The organism is Mucilaginibacter gossypii, assembly GCF_017569325.2.
GTDB lineage: Bacteria > Bacteroidota > Bacteroidia > Sphingobacteriales > Sphingobacteriaceae > Mucilaginibacter > Mucilaginibacter gossypii.
This window is the reverse complement of the sequence record NZ_CP071878.2, coordinates 6383160-6402210: the sequence shown is the minus strand read 5'-3', so window position 1 is coordinate 6402210 and position 19051 is coordinate 6383160. Positions and strand designations below refer to the sequence as shown.

The 19051-nt window shown below is 42.0% G+C and carries 23 protein-coding genes and 1 pseudogene; 15 read left to right on the top strand and 9 right to left on the bottom strand.

The annotated features are described in order from the left end of the window. Positions 1 to 63 precede the first annotated feature (63 nt). Positions 64 to 438, bottom strand: a complete 375-nt coding sequence (gene rsfS, locus J3L18_RS27485; RefSeq protein WP_091167167.1) for a ribosome silencing factor — start codon at positions 436 to 438, stop codon at positions 64 to 66. 47 nt (positions 439 to 485) lie between these two features. On the opposite strand from rsfS, the gene J3L18_RS27480 reads away from it, so the two are divergent. The 4 genes from J3L18_RS27480 (at position 486) to pfkA (ending at position 4633) form a co-directional block, all read left to right on the top strand. After that, a complete protein-coding gene (locus tag J3L18_RS27480) occupies positions 486 to 1259 on the top strand; it encodes a biotin--[acetyl-CoA-carboxylase] ligase (RefSeq protein ID WP_129568989.1) in 774 nt (257 codons plus the stop codon). A gap of 16 nt (positions 1260 to 1275) precedes the next feature. Continuing rightward, complete coding sequence (locus J3L18_RS27475) at positions 1276 to 1728, top strand: protein-disulfide reductase DsbD domain-containing protein (protein ID WP_091167161.1); 453 nt, start codon at positions 1276 to 1278, stop codon at positions 1726 to 1728. Between the two features lie 23 nt (positions 1729 to 1751). After that, complete coding sequence (locus J3L18_RS27470) at positions 1752 to 3509, top strand: protein-disulfide reductase DsbD family protein (protein WP_129568988.1); 1758 nt, start codon at positions 1752 to 1754, stop codon at positions 3507 to 3509. Positions 3510 to 3655: 146 nt separating this feature from the next. After that, positions 3656 to 4633, top strand: coding sequence for a 6-phosphofructokinase (gene pfkA, locus J3L18_RS27465; protein ID WP_090532241.1), 978 nt, complete (start codon positions 3656 to 3658; stop codon positions 4631 to 4633). A gap of 56 nt (positions 4634 to 4689) precedes the next feature. Here pfkA and J3L18_RS27460 read toward each other — a convergent pair whose 3' ends face one another. Both J3L18_RS27460 and J3L18_RS27455 read right to left on the bottom strand, forming a co-directional pair. Then, positions 4690 to 6042, bottom strand: a complete 1353-nt coding sequence (locus tag J3L18_RS27460; protein ID WP_129568987.1) for a PAS domain S-box protein — start codon at positions 6040 to 6042, stop codon at positions 4690 to 4692. A 54-nt stretch (positions 6043 to 6096) separates the two neighbouring features. After that, complete coding sequence (locus J3L18_RS27455; protein WP_129568986.1) at positions 6097 to 6633, bottom strand: 5' nucleotidase, NT5C type; 537 nt, start codon at positions 6631 to 6633, stop codon at positions 6097 to 6099. A 231-nt stretch (positions 6634 to 6864) separates the two neighbouring features. On the opposite strand from J3L18_RS27455, the gene J3L18_RS27450 reads away from it, so the two are divergent. The 8 genes from J3L18_RS27450 (at position 6865) to trmD (ending at position 11135) form a co-directional block, all read left to right on the top strand. Beyond that, complete coding sequence (locus J3L18_RS27450) at positions 6865 to 7386, top strand: 30S ribosomal protein S16 (protein WP_091167150.1); 522 nt, start codon at positions 6865 to 6867, stop codon at positions 7384 to 7386. A 122-nt stretch (positions 7387 to 7508) separates the two neighbouring features. Further along, positions 7509 to 8036, top strand: coding sequence for a ribosome maturation factor RimM (gene rimM, locus J3L18_RS27445; protein WP_091167147.1), 528 nt, complete (start codon positions 7509 to 7511; stop codon positions 8034 to 8036). Positions 8037 to 8194: 158 nt separating this feature from the next. After that, on the top strand, positions 8195 to 8629 hold the full coding sequence (locus J3L18_RS27440) for a hypothetical protein (RefSeq protein ID WP_129568985.1): 435 nt from the start codon (positions 8195 to 8197) through the stop codon (positions 8627 to 8629). A gap of 68 nt (positions 8630 to 8697) precedes the next feature. Beyond that, positions 8698 to 9135 (top strand): hypothetical protein, encoded by a 438-nt coding sequence (locus J3L18_RS27435; protein WP_129568984.1) that lies wholly within the window; start codon positions 8698 to 8700, stop codon positions 9133 to 9135. Continuing rightward, positions 9132 to 9332, top strand: a complete 201-nt coding sequence (locus tag J3L18_RS27430) for a helix-turn-helix transcriptional regulator (protein ID WP_090532259.1) — start codon at positions 9132 to 9134, stop codon at positions 9330 to 9332. The genes J3L18_RS27435 and J3L18_RS27430 overlap by 4 nt, the downstream gene beginning before the upstream one ends. 16 nt (positions 9333 to 9348) lie before the next feature. Continuing rightward, positions 9349 to 9738 carry a VOC family protein gene (locus tag J3L18_RS27425; RefSeq protein ID WP_091167134.1) on the top strand — a complete coding sequence of 130 codons (390 nt, stop codon included), beginning with the start codon at positions 9349 to 9351 and terminating at the stop codon, positions 9736 to 9738. A 245-nt stretch (positions 9739 to 9983) separates the two neighbouring features. After that, positions 9984 to 10355, top strand: a complete 372-nt coding sequence (locus J3L18_RS27420; RefSeq protein ID WP_129568983.1) for a VOC family protein — start codon at positions 9984 to 9986, stop codon at positions 10353 to 10355. Positions 10356 to 10454: 99 nt separating this feature from the next. Continuing rightward, on the top strand, positions 10455 to 11135 hold the full coding sequence (trmD, locus tag J3L18_RS27415) for a tRNA (guanosine(37)-N1)-methyltransferase TrmD (RefSeq protein ID WP_091167128.1): 681 nt from the start codon (positions 10455 to 10457) through the stop codon (positions 11133 to 11135). On the opposite strand, the gene J3L18_RS27410 is transcribed toward trmD, so the two are convergent. Next, positions 11132 to 12427 carry a glycosyltransferase family protein gene (locus J3L18_RS27410; protein ID WP_129568982.1) on the bottom strand — a complete coding sequence of 432 codons (1296 nt, stop codon included), beginning with the start codon at positions 12425 to 12427 and terminating at the stop codon, positions 11132 to 11134. The genes trmD and J3L18_RS27410 overlap by 4 nt on opposite strands. Positions 12428 to 12824: 397 nt before the next feature. Here J3L18_RS27410 and rplS point away from each other — a divergent pair, with 397 nt between their 5' ends. After that, positions 12825 to 13172 (top strand): 50S ribosomal protein L19, encoded by a 348-nt coding sequence (gene rplS, locus J3L18_RS27405; protein WP_090532282.1) that lies wholly within the window; start codon positions 12825 to 12827, stop codon positions 13170 to 13172. Positions 13173 to 13998: 826 nt separating this feature from the next. On the opposite strand, the pseudogene J3L18_RS27400 reads toward rplS, so the two are convergent. The 4 genes and pseudogenes from J3L18_RS27400 to J3L18_RS27385 form a co-directional block, all read right to left on the bottom strand. Next, positions 13999 to 14652: pseudogene (locus J3L18_RS27400) on the bottom strand (phosphatidylserine decarboxylase family protein); the annotation flags it as partial. A gap of 26 nt (positions 14653 to 14678) precedes the next feature. Next, positions 14679 to 15485, bottom strand: coding sequence for a phosphatidate cytidylyltransferase (locus tag J3L18_RS27395; protein WP_129568981.1), 807 nt, complete (start codon positions 15483 to 15485; stop codon positions 14679 to 14681). After that, positions 15482 to 15694 (bottom strand): putative signal transducing protein, encoded by a 213-nt coding sequence (locus J3L18_RS27390; RefSeq protein WP_091167115.1) that lies wholly within the window; start codon positions 15692 to 15694, stop codon positions 15482 to 15484. The genes J3L18_RS27395 and J3L18_RS27390 overlap by 4 nt, the downstream gene beginning before the upstream one ends. Further along, positions 15695 to 16639 carry a CPBP family intramembrane glutamic endopeptidase gene (locus J3L18_RS27385; RefSeq protein WP_091167111.1) on the bottom strand — a complete coding sequence of 315 codons (945 nt, stop codon included), beginning with the start codon at positions 16637 to 16639 and terminating at the stop codon, positions 15695 to 15697. Between the two features lie 39 nt (positions 16640 to 16678). On the opposite strand from J3L18_RS27385, the gene dusB reads away from it, so the two are divergent. Together dusB and apaG are read left to right on the top strand one after the other, a co-directional pair. After that, positions 16679 to 17671, top strand: coding sequence for a tRNA dihydrouridine synthase DusB (gene dusB, locus J3L18_RS27380; protein ID WP_091167108.1), 993 nt, complete (start codon positions 16679 to 16681; stop codon positions 17669 to 17671). Between the two features lie 45 nt (positions 17672 to 17716). Next, on the top strand, positions 17717 to 18103 hold the full coding sequence (gene apaG, locus J3L18_RS27375; RefSeq protein WP_090532292.1) for a Co2+/Mg2+ efflux facilitator ApaG/CorD: 387 nt from the start codon (positions 17717 to 17719) through the stop codon (positions 18101 to 18103). A 196-nt stretch (positions 18104 to 18299) separates the two neighbouring features. Here the strand turns inward: apaG and J3L18_RS27370 are convergent, their stop codons facing one another. Next, complete coding sequence (locus J3L18_RS27370; protein ID WP_223266145.1) at positions 18300 to 19007, bottom strand: zinc metallopeptidase; 708 nt, start codon at positions 19005 to 19007, stop codon at positions 18300 to 18302. Positions 19008 to 19051: the final 44 nt, after the last annotated feature.

Here is a 19051-nt window from a genome sequence, read left to right as displayed (position 1 = left end):
CTATAATTTAAATTTTACGCGGTAACAGTAAGACTATGCGTTGAGCCTTTTTGTGACGGATGTTTATGCACTTTTATAATATTTAATATCTGCATCGCCCCACAAATCTTCCACTCCATAAAACTCACGTTTATCGGTCCTGAACACGTGGATCACAACATCCACATAATCAAGCAGTATCCACTCACCATGCTCAATTCCCTCTTTGCGCCAGGGCTCGGCTTGGGTGGCTTTGAAAATTTCATCCTCAATGCTATTTGCTATAGCTTTTACCTGTGTCGAGGAATCAGCATGACAGATCACGAAATAATCTGCTACTGAACTGAATATATTACGAAGGTCTAACCTGATAATATCGTTGCCTTTTTTTTCCTGGATACCATGTATTGCCAGCTCTGAAATATAGGCAGATTCACTTAACACTTTGTTTTTTACCATCAAAAAGAATTAGTTTTGAACGTTTTTGAGTATAAAATTATTACACTTTGCAAAATAACATATTTTCAGGATTATTTGTTGGTCAAAATTTAGTAACAATTAAACAAGTTGACTCAACAAATAGTTTTCTTAAAAATCTACTGTCAAATTCCAAGCCAGTACCCGAAGGTACGGTCATTATGGCAGAAGAGCAGTACGCCGGCCGGGGCCAGCAACAAAATACCTGGCATAGCGAGCCTGGAAAAAACCTTACTTTCAGTATTTTATTAAAACCCCGTTTCTTACCGGTTGAAGCACAATTTGATTTGAACCGCGCGGCCAGTTTAAGCGTATATGACGCCCTGCATCCCCTCTTAGGCGATCGGTTAAAAATAAAATGGCCCAATGATATTTATTACGGCGACCGAAAACTTGGGGGCATGCTCATTGAAAACACCATACAGGGTGCTCAGCTCAAAGACTCGGTTATTGGCATTGGTTTAAATATAAACCAGGAAAATTTTCCGCCCGGCGCCTCAAACGCCACTTCTGTAAAACAAATCTTACAAAAGGATTATGATTTAACACTGTTATTATCGGAAATTTGCAAAAAGCTTGAAGTATACTACCTGAAACTGAAGGCCGGACAAATTGATTTTGTAAGGAATAGTTACTTAAGCCGACTATACTGGTTAAACGAGGTTAAAAGTTTTGAGTCAAACGGCAGGGTATTCAATGGCATTGTAAAAAATGTACTGCCAAACGGCTTATTGCTTATTGAAGATACTAACGGGCAACAAATGGAGTTTAACCTCAAAGAATTGAAATTTTTAAATAAATAATAACCGTAACAAACAAATGAAGAAACTATTGGTATTGGTAACCGCGCTTATCATCAGCGTTGGCGCTTACGCTCAGATCGAATCGCCGGTAAGGTGGTCATACGCGGCAAAAAAGGTAAATGACAAAGAAGCTGTTGTATTTTTGAAAGCAACCATACAAAACGGCTGGCACATTTATTCACAAACCGTAAAAGACGGTGGCCCAATAAAAACTTCATTTGATTTTACCCCATCAAAATTATATGCTGCCGTTGGCAAAACAACGGAGCCAACTCCGGTAACCAAGTATGAAAAATCATTCAGCATGAATGTTAGCTACTTTGAAAAGGAAGTTGTTTTCAGCCAAAAAATTAGTTTAAAATCGCCCAAAGCAACAGCAGTTACAGGAAAACTAACCTACATGACCTGTAACGATATGAAATGCCTGCCACCGGAAGATGTTGATTTCACTATCCCTTTAGGTAAATAATTCAACACACCTCAACAGTAGTCATGAAGTTATTAAATAAAGGTGCTTACCTGCGCGCCGGGCTTATCACATTAATTACCCTGATTGTCCTTAATATAGCCGGAGCAAACCCGGCTTATGCTGTGCAAAAAAAAGCAGCTGATACTTCGGTATCAGCTGCCGATGTTACATTTACAGATATCCCCACCGCTGCCGATAGCGTAGCCATCAGGAAAAAGCAAGCCGATTCGGTAAAAAAGGCAGAAGCAGCCAAGGCATCGAAGACACCCGCCGCTGCATCAAAAACAGCAGAAAAGCCAAAATCACTTTGGCAGATATTTATTGAAGGTTTGTTAGGCGGCTTCACCGCGGTGATTTTGCCTTGTATTTATCCTTTACTGCCTTTAACCGTAAGCTTTTTCACCAAAAAAAGTGGCAGCAAGAGCAAAGCCGTTATGCAATCGCTCATATATGGGGTATCAATCATTGTAATTTATGTTACGTTAGGGTTGCTGATCTCCATTATTTTTGGTTCGGATGCACTCAATGAACTGGCAACGAACGGCATATTTAATATTTTCTTCTTTTTGCTGCTCATTGTATTTGGCATTTCCTTTTTGGGTGCGTTTGAAATCACACTACCAAGTTCGCTGGCCAATAAGCTGGATGCAAATTCGGATAAAGGTGGCCTTGCAGGCATATTCTTTATGGCTTCAACACTGGTTGTTGTTTCGTTTTCATGTACAGGCCCTATCATAGGTACGTTACTGGTTGATGCGGCTTCAAAAGGCGACAGGCTTGGTCCGGCAATGGGTATGTTTGGCTTTTCGTTAGCATTAGCTTTACCATTTACCATATTCGCTTTATTCCCTTCAGCACTGAAAACCCTGCCTAAATCAGGCGGATGGCTTAACAGCGTTAAAGTTGTATTGGGTTTCCTTGAGCTGGCATTTGCATTGAAGTTTTTATCAAATGTTGACTTGGCCTACCACTGGAACTGGTTTGACCGCGAGATATTTTTATCGTTATGGATAGCCATTGGCTTACTGATCGGGCTTTACCTCATCGGTAAGATCAAGTTTTCGCATGACAGTGATGTAAAGTACCTTACTATTCCGCGTACATTCCTCGCCATAATTGTATTTGCATTTGTTATTTACATGATCCCTGGCCTATGGGGAGCGCCTCTAAAATCCATAAGCGCTTTTTTACCTCCTGAAGCTACGCAGGATTTTAACCTTTCAAATATTCCGGATGGCTCGGGTTCAGCTTTAGCAAGCCCGTCGGCCACAATCCCGGCAAGTATTGGCGAACGTAAATATGCCTCCAACTATACCCGTATCAAAACCAAAGGGCTGGATGCATGGTATGATTATGACCAGGCTTTACAGGTATCAAAGGCCCTGCATAAACCGATACTCATTGACTTTACTGGCTTTAACTGTGTTAACTGCCGTAAAATGGAAGCCAACGTATGGTCAGATCCACAGGTGTTTAGCCGCATTAAAAATGATTTTGTGCTGCTGCAGCTGGTAGTTGATGACAAAGCAGAATTACCTGCGGCGGAACACTTTGTATCAGATTACAGCGGTAAAAAGATCACAACGCTTGGCGGTAAATGGAGCAACCTGGAGGCGCAGCGCTTCAACTCCAATTCGCAACCGTTATATGTCATGCTTGATAGTGACGGCAACCTGCTAAAAGACGCGTCGGGGGCCGAAATCCCTACCTCACCTGCAAATTATGACATAGCCAGCTACCTTAAATTTTTGGATAGCGGCGTAGCGGCTTACAAAAAATAGGGATCGGGTTTAAAAAATAAGTGTAAATTCGCGCAAAATTCAAATTCTGCGTGTTATTGGTTAGGCGCGGCGTTTGAATAACGAACAATATTTACAACCCTAATTAGTTATGAATAGGTTAGCCTGTTTATAACCAAAATAAAAAAATGACTCAGATCAAAAATATCGGCGTTTTTACTTCGGGTGGTGATGCCCCCGGAATGAACGCTGCCATAAGGGCGGTTGTACGTGCCGCCATGTATTACGGAATTGAAGTCACTGGGATCCGCCGTGGTTACGACGGCATGGGCAAAGGTGATTTTTTTACCATGAACCGTAAATCCGTTTCAAACATTATCCAGCGTGGCGGTACAATCCTTAAAACTGCAAGGTGTGATGAGTTCAGAACACCCGAAGGTCGTAAGGCAGCATATGAGCACCTGGTAAAAAATAAAGTTGACGCATTGGTAGCCATTGGCGGCGATGGTACTTTTACCGGCGCTAAAGTTTTTGGCAGCGAGTATGATATTCCGGTGGTTGGTTTACCAGGTACAATTGACAATGACCTTGTAGGCACCGATTTTACCATTGGTTACGATACCGCCATTAATACTGTTGTTGACGCCGTTGACAAGATCAGGGATACTGCAGAATCGCACGACCGTTTATTTATTGTTGAAGTAATGGGCCGCGACTCGGGCCTGATTGCTTTACGTACAGGTATTGCTACCGGTGCCGAGGCTATCCTGATCCCCGAAAGCAAAACCGGACTCGAAGGTTTGTTAAACCGTCTTGAATTTGGCCGTAAAGATAAAACATCGCGTATAGTAATTGTTGCCGAGGGTGAAGATGCGGGCGGCGCGTTTGAAGTGGGCAGGTTAGTGCAGGAAAAGTTCCCTAATTATGATACCCGGATCTCTATTTTAGGTCACATACAACGCGGCGGAGCACCAAGCTGTATGGACAGAGTTTTGGCAAGCCGTGTCGGCGCTGCCGCAGTTGAAGCTTTGAGAGACGGGCACCGCAACGAAATGATAGGCCTCATCAATGGTGAAATTGCTTATACCCCATTTGAGCATGCTATTAAACACCACCAGGGCATCGATCCAAACATGATCAAACTGGTTGAAATGCTTTCTATGTAATTTAAGCTAAAACGATAAATAAAAACAGCCCCGCCTTAATCAAGCCGGGGCTGTTTTTATTTGGCAATGGTGCTGTCAACAACAAGCCTTATCGCTGTATCAATTTCGGCACTCACGGTAAACAGGTGCGCTATGATCTCCTTATTTTCGGGGTTAAAGAAATCTTCATGATCCATTAAGCTGATAAGCCCCAGCATGCTTGCCACCGGCCGGCGTAACTCATGCGAGCTTAAAGAAGCTATGTTTCTTAAACGATCGTTCTGGCTAACAAGCTCTTTCTGTATTTTGAGCCGTTCGGTAATATTATGGCCAAAACATCCGGCACCTATTACGTCGCCGGTTGCGGTATAAATAGGATTAAAACTCACTTCGTAATACAACCGCTGCCCATTTACCGGGTCTATGCTTTCACTGATAATATCATACCGTTCTCCGCTTAAAGCACGGTTATAGTAAACAGTCCAATCGTTAATTAATTGCTTGCCAAAGCCCTTATGTTTATAGGAGTATTCACCTTTAAAAGGTTTTTGGCCCGTTAAATGAGTCACCTGCTCAACATAGGCCTGGTTCATGTACAAATAACGCAACTCCTTATCAACCGACCAGATATGGTCCCTGGTATTATTGATCAATGCTTCAAGACTGTCTTTCATATGCAAAGCCTCTTCCCGCATTTGCATTTGAGATGTAATGTCCCTGCCTATACCCTGTATTTCAACTACCACTCCGTTATCGTCGGCGATGGATACAAACTCCCATTCGGTATCATGCAGGTTCCCATTTTTAGCAGGCTTTTTGTGAGCGAGCCTGACGATCTTGCCGGGATTATTAATACATTCCACAAAAGCGTCCTGGCACAGCTGCGCATCCTGCGGAATGGTTGTTTTTGAAAAATGATGACCTATTATGTCAGCCTCATCATAACCGAAGGTTTTAAAAAACCGGCGGTTAGCAAAGCTAAATCTGCCATTGGTATCTACCCTCACCAGGAAATTGGTTTGCGAATCAATAAGCGAATTGAGGAACTGCTCGCTCAGGCCGGGTTTAATAAAAGGGATCGGGGTACGAACACCATCGAGGGCAGAAGTTATATTACTTAATATGATTTTATGGCCGGTAAGGCCATCAGTAGTAAGTGTACGTTTCTCGGTTAGCTGCTTTTGGCCGGCCTCCAGTGGATACGTTATTTGGATCGACTCGTTCATAGCAAGCCCCTCAGTAAGTTGCTTTACACCGGCAAACGTTTCAGGTTTTACCAATCCAATCAAAAAATCAACATTTTGATGAAGGTGATCAGCGCCGACCTCAAAAAGGTTGTAAAAGCTTTCACTTACAAACAGGTATTTCTGTTCATCGATATCAAAAACAATTGTACAATTTCCGGTTGCAGCCGGGTTTGGGTTAAACATATAAAAAAGCTGTGAATACTTAAAGATATGGCTATTTACATGATAAACAAACAACTACAATAATTTCGCTGCAACTTCCTTCCAGGTATTTACCCGCTCATAGTCGGTAAGCAGCATGTTATGCGGTGAGGTATACAGGATCTTCCGGCCATTAAAAGTGGTGAAGTTTTTGATCCGGTCATCTATCATGATATCCACGTCCAAAATCTTGTGCCCGCAAAAAATTATGTTTGTCCACGAAATAAATGGAAAATGTTCTTCCAGCCATTCCTGCTTATCCTCCAGCGAGTACTTGAACTCCATAGCAGCCGATGCTATGTACACATCGTACTTTTCGTGCAGGGCCTTTACTACTTCCTGTGCATCCGGCATTACCGGGATATCCCTGAAAAAACCCCGTTCATTAATATAAACCCTTAGGGTTTCGCTTAAATGCGGCGGCAGGATCTCCCTAAACTCCTTACCCTCCATATTGCCCAGGCTTATTTCTTCACCATGCCTTTCTTTATACATACTGATGAATTTGCCAATGGTATCGGCAATAACTTCATCCATATCAATAGCTATCCGTATTTTTCTGTTGATGCTCATGGCTGGTAAGTTCCGATTTTTTTAAATTATTGCAATGTTAAGTTTAAAAAACAGCTAAATAAACCGAATCAAGTCCTGCAAAAACAACCATTCACCAGTCAACCCAATCAGCCATTCACTTCAACCATAAATAATTAATTATCAACCATTTTTAATTATGATAAAAATTAATACCTTTGCATCCCCGCAGAAAGAACTCCGGGGATAATGTTGAATACATAAAAATTTACAATGGCAACTAAGATCAGACTACAAAGACACGGTAAAAAAGGCAAACCTTTTTATTACATCGTAGTAGCAGACTCACGCGCTCCACGTGATGGACGCTTCATTGAGCGTTTAGGGTCATACAACCCAAACACCAACCCCGCAACTATTGACATCAATTTCGACAAAACTTTAGATTGGGTTAACAACGGTGCCCAGCCTACCGATACTTGTCGTGCTATCCTTTCATACAAAGGTGTGCTGTACAAAAAACACTTACAAGGTGGTGTTAAAAAAGGTGCTTTAACCGAAGAGCAACTTGAAACCAAATTTGCTGAATGGTTGGATCAAAAAGACAGCAAAATCACTGGTAAAAAAACCAGCCTTAACGTTGCTAAAGACGAAGCCCGTAAAGCCGCTTTAGCTGCTGAAGCTAAAAAGAGCGAAGAAAAAGCCGCTGCTATTGCTGCTAAAAACGCTCCTGTTGCTGAAGAAGAAGCTCCTGCAGAAGATGCAGCAACTGAAGAAGCTGAAAGCGCAGAATAATTTTGAAAAAAGCGTACAGAACGCAGGAAAAGTAATTTATCTTGAATCTATACGTTTGATTTCTTAAATCCGAATAATGGCGAGGCAAACAGCTTCGCCATTATTGTTTAATTATATTTTAAATGAAAACTGAAGAGCATTTCAGGATAGGCAGCGTACTAAAAACCAAAGGCTTAAAAGGTGAACTACAGATCTACGTTGATTTTGATGGCATTGAAGCCATTAAATTTAACGCAGTGTTTATTGACATTGCGGGTAAAATGATCCCTTATTTTGTATCATCAATAAAGTATCTGCAAAAAAACAACGCCTACTTAAACCTGGAAGATGTTGATACCATTGAAAAAGCATCAACCCTGGTAAAGCGGGATATCTACCTGCCCGCTAAGCTAAAGCCCAAAAAGAAAAAGAACGAGTTTACCCTGAATGACGTGGAAGGCTTTATCGCTATAGATGAAACCCACGGTGAACTGGGCGAAATATTATCGGTGCAGGAATATCCGCAGCAATTGATAGCCACAGTTAAATACAAAAATAAGGAAGTACTTTTCCCGCTTAACTTAGAGATAATTAAAGGTATTGATGTTGAAGGCGGTGAGATTTACATTGACCTGCCCGAAGGGTTGCTGGACATTTACCTGGAAGGCTAAGTTTGATAGTCAAGACTTTTAGATTAAAGAAATAAGATTCCCCCATGCCCGTGTCCTCACGGGCATTTTTTATTTAACGGGATTTTAAAAAATATCTGTCAAATATATTTGACTTTTGTAAAGTTTACTTTACTTTTGGTAAGCCAAACTTTACAATTATGAAATCACGTTTTTTATTTCCGCACTATTGTCGATTAATTGGTTACTTGTGTTTTGTCATAGATATTTTAAAAGCCGTTGCTTTAAAATTTATTTATCCCCAGGGCTTCGCCCAAACAGGAGATATCCCCAATATCTGGATGAATATCACAAACGACTTTAATATTATCATCGTTATCATCGGATTATTGCTTATAGCTTTCTCCAAAGAAAAAGATGAAGATGAGCATATTTCACAGCTGCGATTGGACTCGTTACAATGGGCGATATATGTAAATTACTGTCTTTTTTTGATTTTAGTCGTTTTGGTACATGGCTTTAAATTTCTTGAAATCGTAGCCTACAATGTCATTACTCCTTTGATATTCTTTATTATCCGGTTTAGATGGAAGGTTTTTTTATTAAATAGAAGCCTCGCAAAAGAATCAAATTAAACTATACTTGATTCAATAAGAAAAATTTAGAATACAGCCATCCTGTGTTTCGAGCAAACTTTACAATCATGAAATCACACTTCTTATTTCCGCACTGGTTTAGATATTTGGGACTTGCACTTTTCCTGATCCATATCCCCATCGTAATGTTTAAAAAAGAGATGGGCTTTAGCATGCATGAAGAACCGGTAAGCGACGACCTGTTTAACAGCCATCATATCTTTTTCATGACTACCACACTGCTCATGTCCATAGGTTTATTCTTTATCGCTTTCGCAAAAGAACGCATTGAAGACGAACAGATCTTTAAACTCCGGCTCGACTCATTGCAATGGGCCATTTATGTAAATTATATACTTTTGGTTGTGAGTTTAATATTAAGTAAAGACACCGAACATATTTTGTTTTTAAATTTATTGGTACCGCTTGTGTTTTTCATTGTGCGTTTCAGGTGGAAAATTTTTCAGAACAACCGTCTCATCAATAAGGAAGAGGGGCAGGCATGAAAAATAACATCAGGGTTGAGCGGGCCATCAAAAACATAACCCAGGCCGAACTTGCAGAGCTTATCGGGGTGTCGCGGCAAACCATCAACACTATTGAGAGCAATCGGTATGTGCCATCTACCGTGCTGGCTTTAAAAATAGCCCGTGTATTTGGCAAACCTGTTGAAGATATTTTTTCGTTAGACGAAGAGGATTAATTAAACCAATATAACCATGGCAACAAAACCAAGCTTCGCACCGCAGTTAGCCATTCCGCATGGTGTAACCGATATCAGTTTTTACATTAAAGCTTTGGGCGCGGTAGAACTCAGGCGTTTTAGTAATGATGATGGCAGCATCCACGTATCGGAGCTTTCGATAGATGGCACCATTTTTCATTTACATGAGGAAACCGAACGAACGGCTGTACTTTGCCCCGATACCACAAAGGCTACCACTGTAACCATCGGTGTTTTTGTTGATGATGTGCATGCGGTGATGGAAGCTGCGAGGCAGGCAGGCGCAACAATAGCTTCGGAAGTAACAGACTGGGACTATGGTTACCGCCAGGGTGACTTTATTGACCCTTTTGGGCATCGATGGATGATTGAGAAGGTTATTTGATTCAAGGTATATTTGTCCTGAACGTAGTGAAGGACCTTCTTCGCCGGGCTTAGCGGCTATACAGGGCTAAGAAGATGCTTCGTGCATACTCATGACAACTTAAAATGGGTGTCATACTGAGCCTGTCGAAGTATGGCGGGCAGGCCTCTCCGCGCGAGTCTTCGACAGGCTCAGACTGACAGGCCCTCTTTTGTCATTTCACCCTTAGCATAACAAACGTCATAAAACACTTAACCCAATACAACATGGCAAAGCAACCCACCTACGGCAATGGCAAAATATGCTATATCGAAATTCCGGCCAATGATATCAGCGTATCCTCAAAGTTTTTTGAAACTGTTTTCGGCTGGCACATCCGTACGGATAATCACGGCTCCGCCTCGTTTGATGACGGCGTAGGAGAAGTAAGCGGCATGTGGGTAACCGGTCGCGAACCGATGGGCAAAGCAGGGTTACTGATCTCCATTATGGTTGATAATGCAGAAGCAACACTTAAACTGATAGAGGCTAACGGAGGTATCATTGTTCAACCCATTGGTAAAGATTTTCCTGAGATTACCGCACATTTTACCGATCCGGCGGGTAATTTATGGGGAATTTATCAGCATAGAGGATAGTCATAGAAGCAAGATTGCAGGAATCAAGACAATTTCGGAGAGAGGACATTTTTCAGTAATCTTGCATCCTGATTCTTTTATCCTGAGTCTGAAGAAAATATGCGTTTCGATATCATCTCTGTATTGCCCGGTTTGCTTGAAAGCCCTTTTGCACATTCTATTTTGCAGCGTGCGCAGAAAAAGGGGATTTCTGAAATTGTTGTTCATAACCTAAGGGATTATGCCACCAATAAGCAAAAAAGCGTGGATGATTATCCTTACGGTGGCGGCAGCGGTATGGTGATGACCATTCCACCTTTTGCGGCATGTATTGAAAAACTAAAATCAGAGCGTGATTATGACGAGATCATCTTCATGTCGCCCGATGGCGAAACCCTCAATCAGGCTATCGCTAACCAGCTTTCCATCAAAAAAAATATCATTATCCTTTGCGGTCATTACAAAGGTATCGATCAACGCATCCGCGACATTTATGTAACCCGCGAGATCTCGATAGGCGATTATGTACTTTCGGGAGGCGAACTGCCCGCAGCCGTACTGGTTGATGCCGTAGTGAGGCTCATCCCCGGCGTATTGAGTGATGAAACATCCGCATTGTCTGATTCATTCCAGGACGACCTGCTGGATGCCCCTGTTTATACCCGTCCGGCCGACTGGAACGGGCACAAGGTCCCCGAAATACTTTTAGGAGGCAACACACCCGAAATAGAAAAATGGCGCCACGAGCAGGCATTAGAGCGTACAAAAGCACGACGGCCGGATTTGTTGGATAAAGATTAAACAGCCGCTTCTTTAAACTTCAAGCTCATTTTGGGCATTTTATCAATAGTACAGGCTATCCAAAAAAACAGTATCGGCACTACAACATCCAATTGCCTCACGTAAGCATTTGCAAAGCCGCTAAGCAAAAAGTAAACCGTAAAAAGCAGCATGGTTAGCTTAACCGGATAGATGACCTGCTTTCGGTTAATTACATTTATGACCAAACAAATAACGGAAGCCCACAAAAGCAAGGATCCTGTAATAATGTTGCTTATTGTTTGGGTAACCTGATAGGTATATGAATAAGGAAAATCAAAAAGCATTCGCGAGATGTTGTAGAAGTAATTTTTTACAAATTTTTTAGGGGCGGATTTGATATTTCTGATTGCCGCTTTTTTAAAAAGTTCATCCTGCTCAACACCTTGATGCGCCATAATAAAAGATATCTCTTTGGCATGATTTGCTTGCAGCAGCGAATCGCCTTCGGTTGATTTAAACGGCATCGGGAGTATTGAGTTAGACAGATAGGGAGCCTTCCAATCGCCATATTCCAAATCATAAGGCGAACTCATCCAGTACAAACTCATCCCTCCGGAATTTCCCCAGTAAAAAACCTTTCCGGTAAGGTGTTGGGTATAGGAAAGATAGGGCACTGTGGTAAGCAAGGCTATAGCGAAGATATATACCGCTTTAATACAAGATGTTCTTATCGCTTTTATGATACTTAACAGCAAACAGATGATAAAACAAAGCAATATTACATAACCAAAAATGATTTTGGTTAAGGCCAGGAAACCAATCAGAAAACCTGAAAGTACAAGGTATATTGTTTTATGCTTCACAAAATACAAGGTGACGCTGTATACAATACTTACTATTAAAAATGAAGTAAAAACTTCAGTATAAATAGCGGGCAAAAACTGGTAAAGATTAATATAAAATGCCCATATAATGGCAAATAACATGGCAAGCTTTTCCTTAACCAGATAGCGCAGGGCCTGATACAAAAACACGATCGACAGGTAAAAGAAAAGCACGTTTAATAAGGGATACCAAATAACCGGTAAATGCAAAGCGGCACAAGGCATAAGTACAATAGGATAACCCGGACCGCTCCACAAATTAATATCAGGCGCGGGGGGCGAGTAAAAACCATGAATTAAGTTGGATGCAAAACCAACGTACCTGGGCTCATCGCCATATAACACAGGATATTTAAATTTCAATACACGATAAACGTAATAAACAAGAAACGGTAAAAATAGGAAATAGGGGCTTTGCTTTACATTAAAACGCATATGATATGGCATATATCAATGATACCAATTTATGGCCTATCTCCGGATATAATTATTCAAAATTCAACGCTTTGTTAAAAGGCAACCATAAACACTCGCACTCTGCAGCGATACGCGCATCAATTTTGCATTTAACCTGCTTTTAATTGGACTGATCTACACACTTATAGCTTACTTCACCGAGAAGAGACCCGTGCTGGGAATTATTGAAAAATAAAGTCAGTCCTTAATCCTGAAATGAGACATAGGGCGTTTTAAAAACTTCCTATGCCTGCATAAACCACAACGCGTTGTTAATAAAAAAACTAAATGTGGAAATTTTTAAATTTGGCTTTCTTTTATTGAAAATAATCCCTATACTTGCAATCCGATTTTTACGGGCTAAAAATCGCATTAAGAGCTTAAAATCATGGATTTAGTAAAATTTGTTGAAGAGCAATCAGTAGAAAAAAAGCAGCTTCCATCCTTCAAAGCTGGTGATACTGTAAGTGTTCACTATAAAATCAGAGAAGGAAATAAAGAACGCGTTCAGGTTTACCAAGGTGTTGTTATTCAGCGTAACAGCGTTGGTGTAAGCGAAACTTTTACTGTGCGTAAAGTATCAAATGGCATTGGCGTTGAGCGTATCTTCCCTGTTAACTCTCCAAACATCGACAAGATCGAAGTTAACAGCGTTGGTAAAGTTCGTCGTTCTAAACTATACTACCTGCGTGCCCTTACTGGTAAAGCAGCTCGTATCAAATCAAAACGCGTTTAATTTACCCAACCGCTTAGCGGTATATAAAAGATTAAAAGGCCTTTCTGAAATAATTTCGGTAAGGCCTTTTGCTATGTGATGGTTTTTGAAAAACGGCCCTCTTAATCTATTGATTTTCAAATACGAAGGCAAAGGCAAGCTATCAAAGTAAACTGCCGCGGGTTTGTAACCCTTGGTATACCATGGCTTAAGCTTTCAGTTTAAGATGCCACTGAAGCTGAAAGCTTCAATCATGCCGAATCACGGGTTACGCTATCGCTAAACCCGCGACAGTGTTTTTAATTCCAATAAATAAAATTGCCATTTCGAGTGAGCAGGGAAGTATTCGCAACGGGGCGAAAGAGAAACCTTATATGCCTTGCTAAGCCTCTGTAAACGTTAAAGGATGGTGTAGAAGATTTCTCCTCACGCCATTACTTTAACCTCCGCCTGTTCGTCGAAATGACAACAGGTTTTGCTTATGTAGATTGCATGGCACAAGCAACTATCCGGGCACAAAAAAAGCAGATGAGTTCCCCATCTGCCTTTCTTTATATAAAACGTACGCTAATTATTCGCTATCCGCTTCCTTTGCCGCATCACCACTATCACCTTTTTTTGCTTTTGATGCAGTTTTTTTCTTAACAGGTTTCTCTGCGGCGCTTTCTTCCACTGCCGGATTTTCAGCTGTCTCAGGATGATCAACTACCAATGACGGAGCAGGAGTAATGCTGTTCATAGTAGGTGTTTCCTCTACCAAAATGGCTGGTTCAACAGGTGCTGCAGGCGGCTCGGGAACAACAATGGCATCAGGTTTCGCAACTTCTTTTAAAGGCTCCGCGTCAACCAGCTCGGCTAAAATGGTACGACCGCCTTTTACTACATCGCCAATATTTACAAGGATCTTAGTGCCCAGCGGCAGGAAAACATCCACTCTCGAGCCAAACTTAATAAAACCGAACTGCTGGCCCTGCTCAACAATATCCCCTTGTTTAACATACCAAACTATACGGCGGGCCAAAGCACCGGCTATTTGCCTGAACAATACGGTTACACCTTTGCTGTTTTCAATGGCTATAGTTGTACGCTCGTTCTCTGTTGATGACTTAGGGTGCCAGGCCACGAGGTATTTACCCTTGTGGTATTTAAAATAACTCACAACACCAGCAATTGGGTTGCGGTTCACGTGTACGTTAACCGGCGACATGAAAACCGATAATTGAATACGTTTATCTTTTAAAAATTCGGTTTCTTCAGTTTCTTCAATCACTACAACCTTGCCATCGGCAGGGCAAAGGATAGTATTTTCGGCGGTTTCAATATCAAAGAATGGACTGCGGAAAAACTGCAGGATGATCAAAAATAAAGCACCCGAAAAAATATAAACTATCCATTTCAGCGTATGCGCAGTTGGCATGTAAAACTGGATGAGCGCATTTAAAACAAAAATGAACAGGATAGTAATAGCGAGTGAGGTATAGCCTTCTTTATGTATGGTCATTATTTATTGTGTTTAATACAAAACTACTAATTTGAAATTAAGTACAGGTATGCATATACAATTGGCGCGGCCATCAGCAGGCCGTCAAACCTATCAAGCAGGCCGCCATGGCCTGGTAATATGCCCCCCGAATCTTTTACGTTAAGGCTGCGCTTGAACATGGATTCAACCAGATCGCCCATGGTGCCAAAGTTTGAGATGATAAGCGACATAATGATCCAGTCGAAACAATTGTATTCTGTATAAAAACGGCTCAAAATATATGCCGCAAAAGCGCAGATCAGGATGCCCCCGATAAAGCCTTCCCATGATTTTTTGGGCGAATGCCTTTCGAATAACTTGTTACGGCCAAATTTGCTGCCCACCAGGTAAGCCCCGGTATCATTGCTCCACAGCATAATTAAAAAGCCAAGCGGCACGTGAAAGTTAAAAACACCATCGCCACGGGTAAAAGCCATCGCATGAAAAAACATGAACGGCACAACAGCCATCAGCAAACCCAAATAAGTGAAGCCAATATTAGTGAATGGCGCGGTAGATTTTTTATATAACTCGCCTATCGGAATAAAACTAAGCAGTATGGGCAGCAGTATAATGTATTTATATGCCGGGAAATAGCAGTTAGCTGCAAAAAAGAAGAACATGATTACGCCGGTAAGTGCCCCGGTAAAACGCTCGGGCTGCATACCGCCCTGTTTAACCAGTTTGTAAAACTCCAGCAAGCAAAACAGGCTCAATAACAGGTAAAAAACACTAAATACATACGGGCCTAACAAATTAGACCCGATCATTACGATAATAAAAAATAAGCCAGTGATGGCGCGTTGTTTCATATATTAATTTGATTGAGGATCATGATCTCAATAGCCTTACTAAAATCCTCCTGGTGAATATAAACCTCTATTTCGCCAAAGTTGCGGTGCGATGAATCTTGTTTATTCAGCAAAACGGTATCAATATGATTCCCGGTAAGCATTTGCTTAACAATTTCTGATTGGTAAAAATTAGTTGAAGTAAAAATTTTGACCCAGTTTTTTTCCATTTAACTCAACAGCGGGCTTTTTCCTTTAGCAGTATTTCTGTACATAAAAAGCAAAATTAAAATAATTATCAGGCTTAAAGCATAGCTCTGGTAATTAAATACGTGCTGATCGTTAGGATCAAGGGTAATGCGCTTTTGCGAATACAGGTACAGGATCACCACCTGGGTGGCATTGTTTAAAAAATGCGCCCAAACGCTTGTCCAGATACTGCCGCTCCACATTACAAAATAGCCAAAAAACACGCCCAGCGCCACACGCGGTAAAAAGGTAAAAAACTCCATATGAAAGGCACTGAAAAGGATAGCCGTGATCCAGATTGCCGCATGCGGATTACCTGTCCACCTAATCATGATGGTTTGCAAACACCCCCTGAATAAAAACTCTTCGGCAATAGCCGTTAACAACCCAACAACCAAAACCGCAAATAACATGTCTGATATCGTTTTCATTTGCAGCATAGCTTCTGTAGCTTTTTGGGCCTGGGCTTCCATGGCCCGCAAGGCATCCTCAAGGCCTTTCAAAGAAGCAGGCAAAGCCAGTTTCTGGTTAACGTTTACCAGTACTTCCATAACCGGCGATGAGCAGATCATGATGGACAGGATCAGCAGTAACAGCACCGGCGGAAATTTGGGGGTAACCTTCAAATAATCTACAGGTTCCTTTACTATAAAGCGCGCAAAAATTACAGGGGCAAGATACAAAGGCAGCGTAGTGCTGATGATTTGCAACGTCCACAAAGCAGCGCCAACATTCGGGTTTCGGGTATTAAAAGTAAACGTATCAGTAAGCGTTTGTGACCCAAATATCACCCCGATAATTCCGGCAGCTATTAAACCGCACACAATCAGCATCCCTATAGTTAGCGCAATCAGTATTATAAATTGTAAAAACGGCGTTATTTGACTTCCCTGTGGCTGAGGGCTTTGATATGAGGCTTTTATCATTCGATGTAAAATTCGTATTTTTGCAGGCTAAAGATAAGGATGTCTGTACAAATAGGAAATATTGATTTAGGTGAGTTCCCGCTGCTGCTGGCGCCGATGGAGGATGTGAGTGATCCACCCTTCCGTTATGTGTGCAAGCAAAACGGCGCGGATATGATGTATACAGAGTTTATTTCAAGCGAAGGCCTGATCCGCGATGCGGCAAAAAGCAGGCAAAAGCTGGATATTTTTGAATACGAAAGGCCTATCGGCATCCAGATCTTCGGCAGTGATATTGACCACATGCGCGAAGCTACTGAAATAGCTACGCTGGCCAATCCCGATTTAATGGATATTAATTATGGCTGCCCGGTAAAACAGGTGGCCTGCCGCGGTGCCGGCGCAAGCCTTTTGCAGGATATCGATAAAATGGTAGCCATGACCAAAGCGGTTGTTGAGGCCACACATTTACCGGTAACCGTAAAAACCCGCCTTGGCTGGGACGATAACACCAAAAATGTTTATGAGGTTGCCGAACGCCTGCAGGATGTGGGGATCAAGGCACTTACCATACACGGCCGTACCCGCTCGCAGATGTATAAAGGCGAAGCCGATTGGTCGTTGATCAGGGATATCAAAAAAAATCCGCGGATAAAAATCCCCATTTTCGGCAATGGCGACATCGATTCGCCCGAAAAGGCCGCCGCATGGCGTATGGAATATGAGGTTGACGGCATGATGATCGGTCGTGCGGCGATTGGTTACCCATGGATTTTCCGCGAAATAAAGCACTTTTTTAAAACCGGCGAATACCTGGATAAGCCAACAATTGCCGAACGTGTGGCAGCTTGCCGCGCCCATTTATACAAATCAATAGAGTGGAAAGGCCCTAAAACGGGCATTTTTGAGATGCGCAGGCATTACTCTAACTACTTTAAAGGTATAGATCATTTCAAAGAGTTCAGGATGCGTTTTGTTACTGCCCCTGACCTTGAAGCAGTTGACCAGATATTGGCCGAGATCGAAGAAAAATATGCCATCGAAATGGCTTAATATTTGCTCCCTTTCCATATATTTGAAATAAACGATACTTGTCACATGGTTACCACTATAACTGAGGGTGTTAAGGTTTCCATCGAAACCATATATCAGCCGGAGTATTCAAACCCGGCAAACGATCATTTTATGTTTGCCTACAAGGTAAGCATCGAAAACATGACCAACTACGCCATCAGGTTGATGAGCCGTCACTGGTATATATTTGACTCAAACGGTGCAAAGCGCGAAGTGGAAGGCGAAGGTGTAGTAGGTCAGCAGCCTGTTATTGAGCCGGGCCATACCCATGAGTATGTATCAGGCTGTAACCTTAAAACCGACATGGGCAACATGAAAGGCGAATACCACATGATCCGCCTGTTGGATAACGCCAACTTCAATGTACAGATCCCAGAGTTTTATCTGATAGCGCCATATAGATTGAATTGAGATTCAAGACGGCAAGATTCAAGAAACAAGTAAAGAAGCAAGAAGTCAAGATTCAAGAGAAAAGAGAAAGAATTTAAAAATAGAAAAGCCCTAACTGAATAATCGATTAGGGCTTTTTTTGCGTCTTAATTTCGTTCTTCCTTCTTTAACTTTTGATTTCTTGCCTCCTGGCTCTTGACTTCTCGCCTCTTGAAGCTTAATTCCTCCTGTTAAACAAAAACGAGGCATAGTAAGCCAAAGTAGCCAACGCGCTCAACGCGGCAACTACATAGGTCATGGCAGCCCACCAGAGGGCGTCTTTTGCCATTTCATGTTCTTGTCCGGTTTGTACTACAGCATAATTGTTATCCAGCCACGCTAACGCCCGTCGACTTGCATCAAACTCAACCGGCAGGGTTATAAAGCTAAAAAATGTAACCAATGCAAGCGCGGCAACACCAACCGCCAAAACATAAGGGCTACCCGAAAAAAATAACAGCATAATGCCGATGAACAAAGTCCACTGGGTAATAGTTGATGCCACGTTGATAACGGGCACCATAGCCGATCTGAAACTTAACCAGCCATAAGCCTCGGCGTGTTGTACGGCATGGCCGCATTCGTGTGCGGCGACAGCGGCAGCGGCAATGCTGCGGCTGTAAAAAACATCGGTGCTCAGGTTCACTGTTTTTGTTTCGGGGTTATAATGATCCGTAAGCTGTCCTTCAACACAAATTACCTGTACATCAAAAATACCATGCGCACGCAGCATCTTCACGGCTACTTCCTGTCCCGATAAGCCAGACATTAAGCCAATTTCAGAATACTGCTTAATTTTACTCCTGAACCGCCATTGTACAATAAAGCTTACCAGGGCAACAATAATCATCAGGAACCAGGCCGAGTTCGGCGCGATGTATCCCATAATTAATGACATGTGATTCATATGATTGATAAATATTAAGTTAA